Here is a 15639-nt window from a genome sequence, read left to right as displayed (position 1 = left end):
ACACGAAACTGCCGCGGACGAGGCGGCGTAACCGTGTCCGACCCCGGGTCGATATCCCGCCTCGACAAGCTCCGGGCTCTTCAGGAGTGGCTGGACTGGCAGCTGCGCCAGACCCGAGGTCGGATCCGGGAGCTCGAAGCCCAAGAACGGCAGGGCCAGCAGCGGCGGGCGCCGGAGCGGCAGCGCGGCAGGGAGCAGCACTGGCAGGGGGAGCCGCCGGTCGAGAATCGGGAGAGCGGGAAGCGGCGCCCGCGCGCCTTCCCGGACTGGGGTATCACCGACATCGGTATCGGCACTCTGCGGTCCGAGGTCCACCGCGGGGACTGTTTCGCTGCCGGAAAGCAGCTGCGGGCCATCAGTCGGGAGCAGGCCCTCGCTGCCCTGGCTCTGTACACGAGAAGGGACAGCACTTGTCCACCGGTTCGGGAGGCGCTTGGTGCCGTGAAAAATTCGAACTGCGCCGGTGATGCGCCGCCCGGTGCTACAGGCCGAAGGCGCCGCCCTCGATGAGGATGAGCAGGCCGATGGCGATCAGGACCAGGGGCAGCAGGATGTGGCCCCAGCGGGCGAGGGCCTTGGCGATGACCGGTCGGGTGGCGAAGAACTTGCCCGCGAAGCACCACACGGCCACCAGCACGAGGAACACCACGGCGTACACGCTCATCCCGCCGACGCCGGCGGTGGCGAAGACGGGCACGTAGACGCCGATGTTGTCGCCGCCGTTGGCGAAGGTGACCGCGGCGACCTCCAGCGAGCTCGGCCCGCCCTCCTTGGTCTGCTCCTCCTCGTCCCCGTCCCCGTCGCGGTGGTCCTTCCATGCCTGCCAGGCGGCTTTGAGGCCCAGGGCGAGCGGCAGCAGGCCGAGGTAGGGGATGGCGGACTCGGGCAGGAAGGTGGCGCCGAAGGCGGCGGCCACCGCCACGGCGAGGATCGCGGCGAAGCCCAAGTACTGGCCCAGCACGATGCGGCGGGTGGAGCCAGGGTGGCCAGCGCCCTGGGCGAAGAACAGCGCCAGGATCAGGATGTCGTCGATGTTCGTGACGGCGAACAGTCCGGCTGCCTGCCCGATGATGCCCAGGTCCACGAGTAGGTGCTCTCCTTCGATGCGGGTGTCCCGGTGACGCTACCGGGAGCCCGTACCGCAGCGATCGGGGGCCAAGGCTCGGCGCTGTCCATTCTCGTGAACATCGAACACGACACCGCCGGGGTGCCTCCCGAACTGCTGAACAACTGCCGTCGAAACTCGTGAACAAAGCCACTGCCCTCGCCGACGGAATTCAGGCCTGCGAGGTGTTCCGGCCGGACACTGTACTCGGCGCGCTGTGATCGGTGCGTGGTCGCAGCATGAAAGCGTGGAACTCCCGATCGACGTGGCGCTGGCCCGTGCCGTTGCGGTGCTGCCGCAGGGGGCGGGCTGGTGGTACGAGCCCAAATTATGGACAGGGTTTGAGGTTGTCTGTTGTCCGCGGAAAAGGGCCTCTTCGATCCGGGTACTGGACGCGTCTGCAGGCGTCATCATGAAGAACCTGCTTCACGGTGTGGCCAGGAGGCACAAATGGACAGAGAGCTCATCCACGCGGAACTGCGCCAGGCCAGCCACACGTTCCACCAGCTTCTGGAGTCGGCCACGGCCGAGGACTTGCGCCGCCAGAGCGAAGGAACTCGTTGGACCAACGAGCAGTTGCTGTACCACATGGTGTTCGGCTACATGGTCGTGCGGGCCCTGCTTCCGATGGTGCGCTTGTTCGGCCGTCTGCCGCCGGGGGCAAGTCGCGCGTGGGCACGTGTGTTGAACGCTGCCACCCGCCCCTTCAACGTGATCAACTACCTCGGTGCCGTCGGTGGCGCCCGGGTGTACGGCCATCGGCGTATGGGAGCGAAGCTCGACCGGACGCTCGCAGCCCTTCATCGCCATCTGGACGCCGAGCCGGACGAGCGGTTGGCCCGGACGATGGGCTTTCCCACGCGGTGGGATCCGTTCTTCAAGGACGTGATGACCCTCGAAGAGGTGTACCGCTATCCGACCCAGCACTTCGACTTCCACCGCGCCCAGCTCACTGTGGGGGCCCAGGGGTGACGTGCACGCCGTGTCCCGGTTCGGCGCGGCTGTGAGCGACGACTTTGCGCAGGTGGGCGTTCGTTAGTCGGGCACGGCGGCGGTCCAGGTGATCGCTGTGGGCACGACCCGTGCACATAGGGGGTTTCTGCGTGCGTCGGTCAGGCCGAGACGTCCGACGAGCAGACCGGAGTGCGCGGCCGAGGTGAGGGTCTCGGCGGGGACGGCATCAAGCATGAGCTTTGCACGGCGGAACATCGTGAAGGTGCACGCCTCGTCGACGGTGCCCCACGACAGGCGGAACGTCGGAGCGGTGAAGCAGGAACGGCAGACAGCCAGGAAAGCGAACAAGGACGGCGGTATCGTGCCCACTGGAAGCATCGGCGGATCACTCTCAACAGGGTGAACCAGACACTGCCGATGCTTCTGTCTGTCCGTCACACCCCATGAGAGGTACGGCCTCTCACCACCCGATCGAGCGCATCATCACACACCAGTTCACCGACCCAGTGATCCAAAAAGTGCGAAACACGAGGGTGATCCCGCGGGCCAGGAGCAGCTCCTCAACTTCGCGGAAGGAGAGCGGGAAGCGGTGGTACAGCCACACCGCGTGGGAGATGACCTCCGCCGGGAACCGGAACCCCTTGTACGACGGCCCGTCCCCGGCGCCCTCCACCACCAGCTCCCCCCGAACGATCAACAAACCCGGCCACCATCCCAGCCCGGAGACCACTCACTCAACTTGACAGTGCCCCACCACGGCCTGAACACAGGCCCGGACCCGGGGCCCACCATGCCCCGACGCCCCGTCAGGCACGTACACACCCAACAACGTGACAGCGCCAGCCTTAAAAATCTTCCCCATGCAGCTTGACTCGATAGAGCGGTCTCGGGGGGCGGGACGGAGCTTGGTCAGCCCAGCGTCACCGCGCCGGTGCCTGCGTGGTACGCGTGCAGCGTGTCCGCGGTCGCCCGGCGGGACGGCGGGTGGAAGCTGGCCGCCTGCACCGCCGCCAACAGATAGGCGATCTCTGGCGACTTGATGAAGGCGATGCCGCCCAGCGCGTCCACCGCCGTCGACACGGCACGCTTAATTCCGTGCCGGATCCCCTCCCGCACGAACAGTACCCGCGCGCTGAGCCCGTCGGACCGGTCACCCTCGTCGAAGGCGCGGGCGATGGCCTCGAGCGCCGCCATCGACGTCTCGATCTCGCACGCGGCGTCGGCGTAGAGCATCGGGCTGGTCTTCGGATTCGCCAGCATCCGCTCGAGCAGCAGCGACGCGGCACCCAGGTAGGTGGCCGAGATCAGCAGGCCGAACCAGACATAGCCGGTCTTCTCATGCTGGCCGGTCGGATCGTCGACGTCATTCCAGAACAGCATGTCCAAGGGAACGAACACGTCCTTGAGCACGACGGTGTCGCTCTGCGAGGCCGCCAGGACGTGGGTTTCCCAGAACGGCTCGACCGTGATCCCCTCGGACGCGGCCGGGATAACGGTGACACCGCGACGGCCGGTCGCCTCGTCGGCGACGCTAGCGGTGAGCAGGTCCATCGACGCGGACAGGCTGCACGGCTGCTTCCTGCCGTTGACCTTGAAGCCGCCCTCGACCGCCCGCGCCGTCACGGTTGGCTTGAAAGCACTCGCCGCGCTGGTGCCAGGGTTGCCCTCGGAGAAGCCCGACGAGAGCAACATCCTCGCGAGCACCACGGCCTTGAGGAGTTCCTTCTCATCGTCGGTGCCGGTGCCACTGTGCTCGATGAGCGTGGCGATCGACAGATGGTGCATGGTTGTGGCGGCACCGAGTGACGGCGACAGTGCGCCGATGGCCCGCTGCACGCGGGTCGCCTCCAACGCGGATGCGCCGAGACCACCCCACTCCTCGGGCACCACCAGTGCGGGCGCGTCGGAATCCTTGAACATCTCTATGACCCCGCTGTCGCGGGCCTCGAGGTCGAGTAGGCTGTGCCCGGCCAGTTCCTTACGCAAACCGGGCAGGTAGCGATCAAGGGCTGCGCGCTCCGTCGCCATCATGCGAATCGTCACGATGTCCCCCTCTGTGTTGTTACACGACGAGCTGGCGCTCAACGTCCAGCTCCAGCGTGGTGTGGATAGACTTGGCCGCCTCTTCCAGGTCGGCGAAGGTGTGCTCGGCGGTCACGGCCAGACGCAGCATGGCGCGGTTGAGCGGCACCGCGGGGTAATGCGCGAGGGCGGCGAACACACCGCGCTCGTACAGCTCGTGCCACTTGGCGAACGCTCGCAGAGACTCGCCGACGATCACCGGCACGATCGGCGTCACCGCCTCGGCACCGCCGGGTCCGATCGCCGGCTCGGCCAGCGGAACCCCCAGCGAGGCAAGAGAGTCTCGCAGGAATCGGGCGTTCGCCAGGCACCGCTCGGCCCGTTCCTGACCCTCAGCGGACCGGATGAGCCGGACCGCGGCGAGTGCACCGCCGACGGCGGCGGGCACCCCTGCCGCGGTGAACAGCAACGCTCGCCCGTTCGTCCGGATCGCGTCGATGAGGTCGTGCGAGCCCACCGCGAAGCCACCGGTCGAGGCGATGCTCTTGGAGAATGTGCCGGTACGCAGTGGTGTCTTGCCAGCCTTGCCGTAAAGCTCGGTGACGCCGGTCAGGTTCAGGCCGAGCACGCCGACCGAGTGTGCCTCGTCGACCAGCAGGAGCGCGTTGTGCTCCAGGCATACCTCCGCGATCTGGTCGATCGGCGCCAGGTCGCCCTCCATCGAGTACACGCCGTCCACGGTGACCATGGCCGGCCGGCCGTGCTTGGCCGCTGCGGCCAGTTTCTCGGCGAGGTTGTCGATGTCGTTGTGACGGAACCGGACGGACTGCGCGTCCGTGAACTTGCCCGCGTCGTGGAGCGAAGCGTGTGCGTCGGAGTCGGAGACGATCACGTCGCCGCGGCCGACCAGGGCGCCCACAGTCCCCAGGTTCGCCTGGTGCCCGGTGGTGAACACGATCGCGGCCTCGGTGCCGAACCAGTCAGCTATCTCGGCTTCCAGTTCGAGGTGCAGGTCGATCGTGCCGTTCAGCAGCCGACTGCCAGTGGACCCGGCTCCGAACCGCTCCAGGGCCCGGCGCGCGCCCTCGATGACCAGCGGGTGATCGGCGAGACCAAGGTAGTTGTTCGACCCCAGCATCATGCGGGGGCAGCCGTCCATGTTGATCCGGGGCGAGTTGGCCGTCTGCATGGCACGGAAGTACGGCGACGTGCCTTCCAGCTCCATGGCGCGAAGGATCTTCATGCTCCAGTTCTCCTGGAGGCGCCGTACCATCTGGCTTTTCTGGTTCCTGGACACGATAGAGTCCCCCCGTTTCTGTAGAAAGGTCGTGTGACGCGCTCCTCGCTGCGTCTGGCGGGCCCGGTGCGGACGGAGGTCAGCTCCAGTTCCCCTTGCCGACAGGCGCCTCGTTGAACAGATGCTGCCGCAGCGCCACTCGCCTGACCTTCCAAGTGGCCGTACGTGGGATGTCGCTCCAGCCCAGGTGGATCGGGCTGTCGAGGTCGGGCAGACCGGTCAGCGCCGCGCGCCACCGCTGCGGGTCGATCTCTTTGCCGGAGTAGGTGGAATAGACGACGCTGGGCTTGCCCTGTCGGCGGGCCAGCACGATCACCTCGCTCGCTTCGGGCAGCCGGTCCAGCAGCACGTCCTCGATGGCGATGCCGCTCGTGCCCTCGATCCGGTCGATCTCCCGGTCAACTAGCCGAATCATCCCGCTGCGCGACTTGGTGCCAAGGTCACCGGTGTTCCACCACCAGCCGCTGACCTTGTTGTCGTGGCGGTCCTGCTCACCGACATAGGCCAGGCACCGGCCGGGCTGGTTGATTTCGACCAGGCCCACCTCGCCCTTCGGAAGCTGCTTTCCGGTGGCTGGGTCGGTGATACGGATCTTGGCGATCGTGGGCAGCGGCCAGCCCATGTACTGGGTGGGCGGCGGGAACTGGCCGACTTCGCGCACCACCGACTTGAAGTACGGCCGTAGCACGAGACCGCCGTTCTCCGTCTGGCTCCACGACTGCACCCAGACCGGCAGCCGCGCGTCCGAGGCGTTGAGGAACTTGCGGATCGAGCGGGTGTGCACCGCGTCGAAGGAGCTGATGTAGAAGCGGACCTGCCTGAACAGCCTGCGTGGGTCGTCGAGCAGGTGCTCCTGGCGCAGGTACATGTTCGGGAGCATGTCGACAATCGTCGGGCGGTGCTCGGCGATCAGATCCGCGATGCGGTCGTCGGGCACGTCCGAGACCGCGACGTACTTCGGCCCGACCGTGGCGATGGCGAACAGCGCGGTGAGGGTGTGCTGGTGGAAGAAAGGGTCGAAGAAGGCGAAGGTGTCGCTGTGCCGGAAACCCATCCCGCCCCAACGCTCGGTCTGGACGTGCGCGATGGAGTGCAGCGTCTCGGCGCTGTGCAGCGCCAGCTTCGGGATGCCCGTGGTGCCCGAGGTGTGGGTGGCGACCATCGGCTCGTCGAACTTGCGCAGTTCGACGGGCGCGGCGGGGTTGCCGGCCATACTCTCGAAGGAGATCGCACCGTCGGGCAGCGCATCACCGGCGCCGATGACGATGGTTTTGCGGGTCAGCTTCGCCAGCGCCTCCGCGCCCAGTTCGGCGATCTCCAGACGACCCGGGTCGGTCACCAGGAACGGCTGCTCCATCCGCTGCAGCAGCGTGGTGGCCACCTCGTTGCCGTGGTTCCAGGCCAACTGGAAGGGGATGGCGCCGATGCGGGCCGCGGCCGACCCGATGACCTGGACGTCGGGGTGGTTCGCCTTCATCACCGCGACTCGGTCCCACGGCCGCACTCCGACCGCGTAGAGGCGAGCGGCCACGTCATCGACCAGTGCGGCCCACCGCCGGTAGCTGAAGAGAGTGCCTGCGTCGGGCGCGATGTCCGCAGGCCGCGACAGGATGATCTGCTGGTTCGGAAAGCGCTGAGCCGCGACGTGCCACGCCTCACCGTAACGACCGGTAGCCGGCGTCCGGGAGAACGGCGTAATCCGTTTCATGCCCCTGCTCGGGGTATAAACCTTGAGGAATTCTGGTACGGCAGTCGTCATGGTTGCCCTTGGATGTCGAGTACGGATTCGTATGTGGCCGGGCGTCGGCGGAGCCAACCGGAATGGCTCCCGCGCCAATCGCACTGGGGTCAGAACCCACCCGGAGAGCCATCGACACCCAGCTGTGCCTCTGTAGGTTCCGCGTTCCACGGAGCACTGCGTCCTGGAGCAAGTGGGGATCCGGACTGAATGAGCCGCGATGGCGACGACGAGTGTTGAGCAATTGGGTTTGTCTCCTCAAGAGCGCCGGTAACGTTGAGTGGCCAAGGTGTGCGGCGATCCCAGGATTCGCGCATCGGCAGGGGCCGACACTGCCTCAAGCGAGCCGCCTTACGCCGACAGCGTGGCTCCGGCATCGGCCGCGTGTGCCGGATGGCTGCATAGGTCGCATCCGTAATGGGCGATGGTCGGCTGCTGGCATGTTGCGGTACGGGACTGCAGGGCTGCGGCGGCCGCATACCCGGCGGGCGCAACGAGTGATGTCAGAAGCCAGCCAGCGGGAGCGTCGGAGCTGTGGGCGAAGTCGGGTCCCAGTCCGATGTCCACGGTCTGAAGGTGGCCTGCGCCGAGGCCGGTTCCGTGTCCCTTGAGGTAGGCCTCTTTGCGGACCCAGCATTCGAGCAGCGCGCGGGAGCGGTGCGCCGGTGGCAGTCGGTGAATCGCTTCCTGCTCGTTGAGGTGGAGACGGCTCAGCAGTGCCTCGTCGACGCGGTCGACGGCTTCGACGTCGATGCCCACGGGGGTTCGGGCGAGGGCGATCATGACGGTGGTGCGGGTGTGGGACAGGGAGAAGTGCAGGTTCCTCTGTCGCAGCGTTGGTCTGCCGTGGGGCTTGTGGCAGGAGGGGCAGGGCGCGCGCGAGATGGTGACGGCTCGCAGTGCGGTGCCGAGGCAGCTGGCGAGGATGAGTCTCAGGGCCAGGTGCGCGAGGACGTAGGTGTCGCGTCGGTCGGTGCTGAGGAAGCTGTTCGCGCGCTGGCGTTCTGAGGCGTCGAGCAAGGCTTTGAGGCGTTGAGCGCGTCCGGCGGTGTCCGGGTCGGCGTGCAGGGTCCACACGTCGATGTGGCTGGCGGCCGGGCGATATCCGGTCGGCGGGAGGACGAGTTGGGGCAGGAGGTGGTGCTGTGTCCAGGCTGTCATCCGCTTTCCTCTCGCCTGATGGGGGGTGTGGCGGTGGTCGACCAGTCGGAGAAGGGCGGCGGCAGCAGTGGCGCCGCCCTGTCAGGCGAGGCGGCGGTAGGTGCCGCGGTGGCGCAGCAGCGGCTCGCCGTGCCCGTGGCTGGTGGTGGTGACGGCGCCGATGAGGATGGTGTGGTCTCCGCCGGGGTGGGTGGCGTGGACGCGGCAGGTCAGGGAGGCGACGGCTTCGCCGAGGATCGGCACGGTGTCCCGGTAGTGGTGCGGGACGCCGGCGAACCGCTCCATCAGGGGCTTCTCGGCGAAGACCTGCGAGGTGTGGGCCATGGTCGCGGCGAGGATGTTCACCGCGAATGTTCCGTGTTCGCGGATGAGGGCGAGGGTGCCGGAGTGGTTGGCCAGGCAGGCCAGGACGAGCAGCGGGTCGAGTGAAAGTGAGGTGACGGCGCTGGTCGTCATGCCGATCGGGCCGCTCGGGGACATGGTGGTCAGCACCGTAACCCCGCCGGCCAGTTCGCCCATGACATGGCGGAACTGCTGCTGGCGCGCCTGTTCGTCGGTATCGGGGGCGGCGGGGGCTGTGCGGGGCACGGTGCTGTGCGGCATCTAGGCCAGCCTCCCGGTCAGGTAGTCCTCGCGCAGGCGGCCGCGCTGGCGCTTGCCGCTGGTGGTGCGGGGTATGCCGCCGCGGCGCAACGCGATCACGTCGTGCAGGTTGAAGCCGAACGACTGGCGGACCAGCATCGCGGCTTCGCGCTTGATGCGCGGGTGGTCATCGGCTCGTAGCCGGGTTTCGACGACGGCGACGACGTGTTCGCCGATGTCGTCGGTGTAGGAGAAGACGGCGCTGTTGCCGGCGTCGATGTCGGGGTGGGTCTCGATTGCTTCCTCGACGTCGTAGGGCGGCAGGTTGCGGCCGTTGACGATGAGGAGTTCTTTGACGCGGCCGACGATGTAGAGGTCGCCGTCGCGGGTGAAGCCGAGGTCGCCGGTGGCGTGTGTGCGGTCGGCCGCCGGGGCCGTTGTGCCGCTGGGGCTCAGGTAGCCGGCCATGACGGAGTCGCCCTGGAGGTGGATCTCGCCGATTTCGTTGTCGCTGCAGGCGGTGCGGTCGGGTGTGCGGATGTGGACGGTGAGGCCGCCGAGCGGCTGGCCGCAGGCGATGACGGTGAGCGAGGGCCGGTCTGCGGTGGCGTCGGTGACCTTGTTGTGGTGGTGCAGGTCTTCGCGGTCCAGGCGCAGGGCTTTCACGCGGCCCCAGGACAGGTCGCCGGGCGGGCGCCGGTCGAGAGACATGGTGGCGGCGAGGACGGTCTCGGCCATGCCGTAGCAGGGGATGATCACGTCTTCGCCGAGGTTCTGCTTGGCAAAGGTGTCGCGGAAGTCGGTGAGGACCTGGAGCGGGATCGGCTCGGCGCCGACGTACGCCTGTCGCAGCGTGGACAGGTCGAGGTCGGTGTCGGGTGTGCGGCGGAAGCGGTCGGTGGCGGTGCGGTATCCGAAGGGCGGGGCGGTGGTGATGGTGGCGCCGCGCTGGGAGATGTGCCGCAGCCAGGACAGCGGGTCGCGCAGGAAGCTGATGGACGGCATGAGGTCCAGCGGCACGCCGCGGGTCAGGGTGGACAGGGACAGGATGAAGCCCATGTCGTGGTGGAGTGGCAGCCAGTGGCACACCCGGTCTCGTGCCGCGTCCAGTTCGAGCGCCTGGTGGATGGCGCGGACGTTGGCGTTGACCTGTGCGTAGGTCAGTACCGCGGCTTTGGGGGCGCTGGTGGAGCCGGAGGTGAGCTGGATGTGGTGCGCATCGTCCGGGTGTGGGGCGGGCAGTTGCTCGTCGGGTGCGGGTGGATGCTCGAGGTCCGCCATGGTCAGGTAGAGCGGCCCCTCTTCGGTGGCGAGGGCGGTAGCGGTATCCGAGTCGGTGGTGATGACGGCTGCGGGTTCGGTGACGGTGACGACGGCACGGAACTGGCGGGTGCCGGTCGCGGTGTCGTCGCCTGGGCTGGGCGGGACGACGATCGTGCATGGAACCAGGCCGGCGAGCAGGCAGCCCCACAGGGCAGTCAGGTGGTCGGGGCCGGTGCCGAGCGGAAGCAGGACGCGGTCGCCGCGCGTGAGCCCGCGGGCCAGGAGTGCCCCCGCGGCTCCCCTGGCCTGGTCGGCGAGCTGGTGGTAGGTGACTTCTGCGGTGATGCCGCGCGAGTCGAGGAAGGTGACGCCCGCGTCATGGTCGCTGAGGGTGCGGTAGTCCAGCAGCGGTTGGTGGTCGACCGTGGTGATGGCCATGGCCTGGTCCTTCACTTGTCGGTGCGGGCGGCCTTGGCCGCCACCCGCTCACGGACGAAGTCGGCGAGGTCGCCTACGTGGGTGAAGGCGAACGCCTTCTGTTCGGGGATGAAGACGCGGAACGTGGTCTCGATGCGGCTCATCGCGGCGACCAGGGTGATGGAGTCCAGCGGCAGGCTGAGCAGCGGCGTGCTCCGGTCGATCCCGGGCAGGTCTACGTGGGCGAGATCGGACGGGTCGAGGATGTTGGTGAGGGCTTCGCGCAGCGCCGCCAGGAGCTCGTCGTCGGTCGGGGTGGCAGCAGCGGGTGTGGTGGTCACGGCCGGGTCTCTCCTGTGGGTGCGGTGATGGTGTCGCTGCGCGGGTCGAGGCCGAGGGCTGCTTTGCCGATCATGTCGCGCAGAGCGTCGAGGTTGGCGCCCATGACGGCGCCGGCTCGGGCGTCGCGGTAGTGCCGCTCGAGCGCATTGGCGCGCAGGAAGCCGTGGCCGCCGGTGACTTGCATGGCGGTGTCGGCGACGGCGATGGCGGCCTTGTTGCAGATGTACTTGGTCATGTTCAGCGCCGGGAGCGCTTCGAGCGGGTCGTTCTCGGCCGTCCACGCGCCGTGTAGCAGCGACAGGCGGGCGGTGTGGACGGTGGTGGCCATGTCGGCGACATGCAGCCGCACGCCCTGGAACGCGGCCAGTGGCTGGCCGGTGGGGGCGAGTTTGCGGCGCATAACGTGGTCGTTCGCGAAGTTCTGGGCGGCGCGGGCGATGCCGAGGGAGGCAGCCGCGAGGCCGAGGATGAGGGCGGGCAGGGCGTGGGTGAGGCGTGTCATGCCGCCGCCGGGTCCGCCGATGCAGTTCGCACTGGGGATGCGGCAGTCCAGCAGCAGGGTGTTGGCGCTGTTGGCGCGCATGCCCATCGCGTCCCACGTCTGCTTGACGGTGAGGCCCCCGTGTCCGGCTGGGATGACGGCCATGGTCTGGCTGCGGCGGAACTCGGCTTCGCCGCTGTGGGCGTTGATGAGGTAGTAGTCGGCGTGTCCGGCGCCCGTGCAGAACGCTTTGGTGCCGGCCAAGTGGACTTCGTCGCCGTCCGGGGTGGCGCGCAGCTGAGGGTTGAGGATGTTGCCGCCGGTGCCGGGTTCGGAGAATCCCCAGCTGAGCAGCTTGCCCTCGGAAGTGACTTCCTTCAGGATGCGTTCAGCGACCGGGTTGGTCGCGGCGTCTGCGGCCAGGAGGCGTGCGGCCCCGGAGTGCATGGCGAAGATCAGTGCGGTGGATCCGCAGGCTTCGGCGAGCTCGGCGATGGCCAGTCCCCACGAGGTGAGGTCGGCCCCGGTGCCGCCGTATTGGGTGGGCACGAGCAGGCCAAGGAGTTCGGCGTCGTGGAGGTCGGCGAAGTTCTGCGCCGGGAAGCCGGCGTCACGGTCGTGTTCGGCGGCCCGGGGTGCCAGGCAGCGGCGGGCGACCGCCCGGGCCTGGTCGACGATGTCCTGCTGGTCACTGCTCAATGCAAGGTCAACCATGAAAGCTCCTAGAAAGACGCCGCTGACACGGTGGGCCGCAGCGAGGCCACCCGGGTGGCCAGCTGTTCGGGGGTGTAGAAGCGGGCGTCGACGATGGCATCGCCGCCGGCGGCCTCGGCGGTGGTGGGTGTGGTGGCGTAGACGGCATTGCCGTACACCACCAGCGGCACTTGGGCGGGCCGGTCGGCGACGGGGATGGGTTCGCGGTGTCCGTGGCCGAGCTGCCAGCGATGGGTGGCCACCATGTCGGTGGGCGTATCGCAGGCGCTTACGCAGTGGGGCGGGGCCAGCTGGTGGTGGCGGGCGGTGGGGCACGAGCGTGCCCAGGCGAGCGGGGTGACATCGGCAAGGCGCCGCACCACCAGGCCGTCCCGCTCAGGGACGACGGCTGCCGCCTCGGCCTCCACCATGGCGATGCCGAATGCTTCGAGTTCCTGGAGGTACGCCTCTTCGAACACGGTCGGCTCGAGCGAGCGGCGCGGCGTCTCGGCCGCATCATGCGGCCGGCCGGGCAGCATGGCGAGCCCTGCGACCAGCTCGCAGCCCGCGGTGCCAGCGAGGGTGGCGGCGGTGCCGAGGTCGTTGACGGTCACCGTGAGCGGCCCCTGGCCGACCAAGCTCAGCGCCGTGTCGACGAGTTGGGCGCCGGTGCGCTGCCAGGCGGCTGGCAGGACGACACCGGCCCGCAGTCCTGCTTGGCGGATGCGGTCCACGGCCCGGTGCAGCGTGGCCTCGTCCGGCAGCTTGGCCGCGCAGCCTTCCTGCCCGATGCTCACCGCGTCGACGGGCAGGCCGAGGACTTCGTCCAGCCGGTCGGGGGTGGTCAGGCGGACTTCAATGGTCATGAATCTGTCCCCCTTCTATACGTGGGCGCGGCGGTGGGCGGTGTCGCGGAAGCGGCAGCGCTGCTGCTCGCACATCCGCGGCACCCAGCCCATCTGCCACATCAGCTCGACGCGGTCGATGTCGGCGATGGTCTGCTTGGTGCTCCAGCCCTTCGCGACCCCGTTCAAGGCCCGCCGGTACATCTGGGTGATCTTGGCGTTCTGGCGGACGATGGGGCTTTCCCGGCCGGGGATCTGCAGCGCCGCCACCCCGAGCGCCACCAGGGACGGCACGTCGCACAGGGCGCAGTCCGATGCCCCGTCGAGGAACCCGCCCAGATCGGCAACCGCCTCCTCGGGTGCGGGGGTGCCCTGGTAGCCGGCGCGGCAGCCGAGACCGGAGCCGGCCTGGTCGGGCAGTCGGCAGGCATGGCAGTTTGCGCCGGACCCGGTCTGCACGGGGACCTCGACCTCGAGGCCGTCCACAGCGCAGAACGCGGCGATCTCGTCCAGTGTCGTGGCGTGCGGGACTACGACCCTTCGCACCCCGTACGCCTCTTGCAGACGCTGGGCGTAGGCGACGGTGGTCACCCCGAGGTGGGTGCCGGCGACGAGCGGAACGCCCGGATGCCTTTCGGCGATCCAGCGGGCGGCGGGCAGGGTGCCGACGACCACGGTGTCGGCGCCCGCGTCGATGCCCTGGGCGACATGGGTCAAGAACGCGTCCTTGTCGCCCGTGGCGACCGCGGGGGCGTCCGCGCACAAGTGGACTCTCATGCCGGCCGCATGGGCCTGGGTGATGATCTCCTTGAGCAGGCGCCGGTTGGACACCTGCGTCGGATCGCCGTCCCGCTTGCCCGGCAAAGCGTCGAAACTGCTTCCCGACTCGGCCGGTGGCCGGTGGGCGAGGTAGATCTCGGTGGCGCCACCGGTGATCTGCAGTTCCAGCATCTGCAGGTTCCGAACCGGCGCGTCCAGCCCCACCAATGCCGCCGCCGCGGGATCGGGCACCGCCACGAACGCCGCTTCCCGCTGCGTGTGCGGCGGGGCCAGCTCCCACTGATCGGTCACGTCAATACTCACTGCTCAGTGCCCCCGTACTGCTTGGTGTGTCGTGCTAAGGACCGGACGTGCCGTTCCGCTCAGGCGTGGATCGGCTGCGGCGCATCGGCCGGGCCGAGCGCCCGGAGCTTGCCGACGACGTCGACGGTCCGCGCGGCCGCCAACCGGACGGCCTCCAGCGTGGTGGTGCGGCCGGGGCTGAACCGCACCGCGCTGCGGGCCCGTTCTGCCCCGATGCCCATCGCGGTCAGCACGTGGGAGGGCTCGTCGCTGCCGGCGTGGCAGGCGGAGCCGGCCGAGACGCAGATGCCGTGCACGGCGAGCACGTCGACGAGGGTGTCGCCGCGTACTGCGGTGAAGGACACGTTCAGCGTCTCCGGCAACGTGGGTGCGCCCTCGCCGTTGACCGCGATGTCACCGGCCTCCTCAAGCCCCTTGAGCAGGTGGGTGCGTAGCGCATGGCGGTGTTCCTGGTATGCCGGATCGTCCAGGTGTTTCAGGGCCGCGGTCGCTGCGGCGGCCATGCCGAGCACGCCGGGGACGTTCTCCGTGCCGGCGCGCAGGCCGCGCTCCTGGCTGCCGCCGCGTATCAGGGGCGACAGCCGCACGCCGGGCGCTACTTTGAGTGCGCCGACGCCCTTGGGGCCGTAGAACTTGTGCGCGGAGACGGACACCAGGTCCGCGCCGATGCCGGCAAGAGAGATCTTGCCCGCGGTCTGCACGGCGTCGGTGTGCATGAGCGCACCGGCCTCGTGGGCGATGTGGGCGATGTCGGCGATGGGCTGGAGGACACCGGTCTCGTTGTTGGCGTGCATCACCGACACGAGCACGGTGTGCGGGCGCAGCGCGCGCCGTACGTCCTGCGGGTCGATCCAGCCTCGGGAGTCCGGGACCAGGATGGTGATCTCGGCGCCCAGTTCGCGGGCCATGGCGCAGGACTCGAGGACCGCGGAGTGCTCGATCGCGGTGGTGATCACATGCACCGGGCGCCGGTCGGCGGCGGCCAGGACGGTGCCGCAGATCGCGAGCGCGTCGGCTTCGGAGCCACCGCCGGTGAACACCACATCGTCCGCCGTGCAGTCCAGGAGTGCGGCCATCTGGGTGCGGGACGTGTCGAGGGCTTCCTTGGCCTCGTCGCCGGCGTCGTGCCGGCTGGAGGGATTGCCCGTGATGCTCATGCCGTGCAGAACCGCGTCGGCCGCTTCGGGGCAGACGGGGCTGGTGGCCGCGTGGTCGAGGTAGACGCCCGTTCCGCCCGTGGTGGGCTGGGACGGGCTAGGCACAGATGAGAGGTGCGTCATCGTCCACTCCCTCCCGGTGGTTGGTCACCAGGCGGTGCGCCACCTGTCGGCCGAGCGCGGCAACGTGCCGCTGGTCGGGGGCGAGGCCGCCGAGAAGGGCCTCGACCCGCTCGTCGTCCCACGCCTCGATCTCGGTGAGCTTGGCGCCCAGGGCGGCTTCGGTGATGACGCTGGCCGTGGCCAGGGAGGCGGCGCAGCCGTGGGCGCGGAAGCGGATCTCGGCCACGGCGCCGTCGGTGATGCGGGCGGTGAGCATGATCTGGTCCCCGCACACCGGGTTGCCGATGAACGCGCGCACATCCGGGTTGTCGAGCTCGCCGGCGTTGCGCGGGTTGGTGAAGTGGTCCACCACGGTGGGGCTGTAGCGCGGCATGGT

At 68.9% G+C, this 15639-nt stretch carries 16 protein-coding genes and 1 pseudogene; 2 read left to right on the top strand and 15 right to left on the bottom strand.

Annotation, left to right across the window (positions count from 1 at the left end):
- Positions 1-33 precede the first annotated feature (33 nt).
- Positions 34-510 (top strand): DUF6233 domain-containing protein, encoded by a 477-nt coding sequence (locus tag ACFU8W_RS24775; RefSeq protein ID WP_384041062.1) that lies wholly within the window; start codon positions 34-36, stop codon positions 508-510.
- Here ACFU8W_RS24775 and ACFU8W_RS24770 read toward each other — a convergent pair.
- Positions 482-1084 (bottom strand): cadmium resistance transporter, encoded by a 603-nt coding sequence (locus ACFU8W_RS24770; protein ID WP_384041059.1) that lies wholly within the window; start codon positions 1082-1084, stop codon positions 482-484. The two genes, ACFU8W_RS24775 and ACFU8W_RS24770, sit on opposite strands and share 29 nt — an antisense overlap.
- Positions 1085-1555: 471 nt before the next feature.
- On the opposite strand from ACFU8W_RS24770, the gene ACFU8W_RS24765 reads away from it, so the two are divergent.
- Positions 1556-2077 (top strand): DinB family protein, encoded by a 522-nt coding sequence (locus tag ACFU8W_RS24765; RefSeq protein ID WP_384041056.1) that lies wholly within the window; start codon positions 1556-1558, stop codon positions 2075-2077.
- A 63-nt stretch (positions 2078-2140) separates the two neighbouring features.
- Here ACFU8W_RS24765 and ACFU8W_RS24760 read toward each other — a convergent pair.
- From ACFU8W_RS24760 to ACFU8W_RS24695, 14 genes and pseudogenes are all read right to left on the bottom strand, one after another.
- Positions 2141-2353, bottom strand: a pseudogene (locus ACFU8W_RS24760) (DUF5990 family protein); the annotation flags it as partial.
- Positions 2354-2519: 166 nt separating this feature from the next.
- Positions 2520-2759 (bottom strand): hypothetical protein, encoded by a 240-nt coding sequence (locus tag ACFU8W_RS24755; RefSeq protein WP_384041184.1) that lies wholly within the window; start codon positions 2757-2759, stop codon positions 2520-2522.
- A 209-nt stretch (positions 2760-2968) separates the two neighbouring features.
- Complete coding sequence (locus ACFU8W_RS24750) at positions 2969-4102, bottom strand: acyl-CoA dehydrogenase family protein (protein ID WP_384041054.1); 1134 nt, start codon at positions 4100-4102, stop codon at positions 2969-2971.
- Positions 4103-4121: 19 nt separating this feature from the next.
- Positions 4122-5324, bottom strand: coding sequence for an aminotransferase class I/II-fold pyridoxal phosphate-dependent enzyme (locus ACFU8W_RS24745; RefSeq protein ID WP_384041051.1), 1203 nt, complete (start codon positions 5322-5324; stop codon positions 4122-4124).
- Positions 5325-5457: 133 nt separating this feature from the next.
- The gene (locus ACFU8W_RS24740; protein WP_384041048.1) at positions 5458-7137 is read right to left on the bottom strand and encodes an AMP-binding protein; all 1680 of its coding nucleotides are present in this window, start codon (positions 7135-7137) and stop codon (positions 5458-5460) included.
- 330 nt (positions 7138-7467) lie between these two features.
- Positions 7468-8277, bottom strand: a complete 810-nt coding sequence (locus tag ACFU8W_RS24735) for a 4'-phosphopantetheinyl transferase family protein (RefSeq protein WP_384041047.1) — start codon at positions 8275-8277, stop codon at positions 7468-7470.
- A gap of 81 nt (positions 8278-8358) precedes the next feature.
- On the bottom strand, positions 8359-8880 hold the full coding sequence (locus ACFU8W_RS24730) for a flavin reductase family protein (RefSeq protein ID WP_384041044.1): 522 nt from the start codon (positions 8878-8880) through the stop codon (positions 8359-8361).
- Entirely contained in the window at positions 8881-10560 is a 1680-nt protein-coding gene (locus ACFU8W_RS24725) for an AMP-binding protein (RefSeq protein ID WP_384041041.1), read from the bottom strand.
- Positions 10561-10571: 11 nt separating this feature from the next.
- Positions 10572-10880, bottom strand: a complete 309-nt coding sequence (locus tag ACFU8W_RS24720; protein ID WP_384041038.1) for an acyl carrier protein — start codon at positions 10878-10880, stop codon at positions 10572-10574.
- The gene (locus ACFU8W_RS24715; protein ID WP_384041035.1) at positions 10877-12076 is read right to left on the bottom strand and encodes an acyl-CoA dehydrogenase family protein; all 1200 of its coding nucleotides are present in this window, start codon (positions 12074-12076) and stop codon (positions 10877-10879) included. The genes ACFU8W_RS24720 and ACFU8W_RS24715 overlap by 4 nt, the downstream gene beginning before the upstream one ends.
- Positions 12077-12084: 8 nt before the next feature.
- Positions 12085-12921, bottom strand: a complete 837-nt coding sequence (locus ACFU8W_RS24710; RefSeq protein ID WP_384041032.1) for a hypothetical protein — start codon at positions 12919-12921, stop codon at positions 12085-12087.
- A gap of 15 nt (positions 12922-12936) precedes the next feature.
- Positions 12937-13971 (bottom strand): peptidase U32 family protein, encoded by a 1035-nt coding sequence (locus ACFU8W_RS24705; RefSeq protein WP_384041030.1) that lies wholly within the window; start codon positions 13969-13971, stop codon positions 12937-12939.
- Positions 13972-14042: 71 nt separating this feature from the next.
- Positions 14043-15245, bottom strand: a complete 1203-nt coding sequence (locus tag ACFU8W_RS24700) for a cysteine desulfurase family protein (protein ID WP_384041027.1) — start codon at positions 15243-15245, stop codon at positions 14043-14045.
- Positions 15238-15636, bottom strand: coding sequence for an iron-sulfur cluster assembly scaffold protein (locus ACFU8W_RS24695; RefSeq protein WP_384041024.1), 399 nt, complete (start codon positions 15634-15636; stop codon positions 15238-15240). Before ACFU8W_RS24695 ends, ACFU8W_RS24700 begins: the two co-directional genes overlap by 8 nt.
- Between the last annotated feature and the right edge of the window lie 3 nt (positions 15637-15639).

It is taken from the genome of Streptomyces sp. NPDC057565 (genome assembly GCF_042801455.1).
Taxonomy (GTDB): domain Bacteria; phylum Actinomycetota; class Actinomycetes; order Streptomycetales; family Streptomycetaceae; genus Streptomyces; species Streptomyces yanii.
The sequence above is the reverse complement of the archived record's forward strand: the minus strand, read 5'-3'. Positions and strand labels throughout refer to the sequence as shown.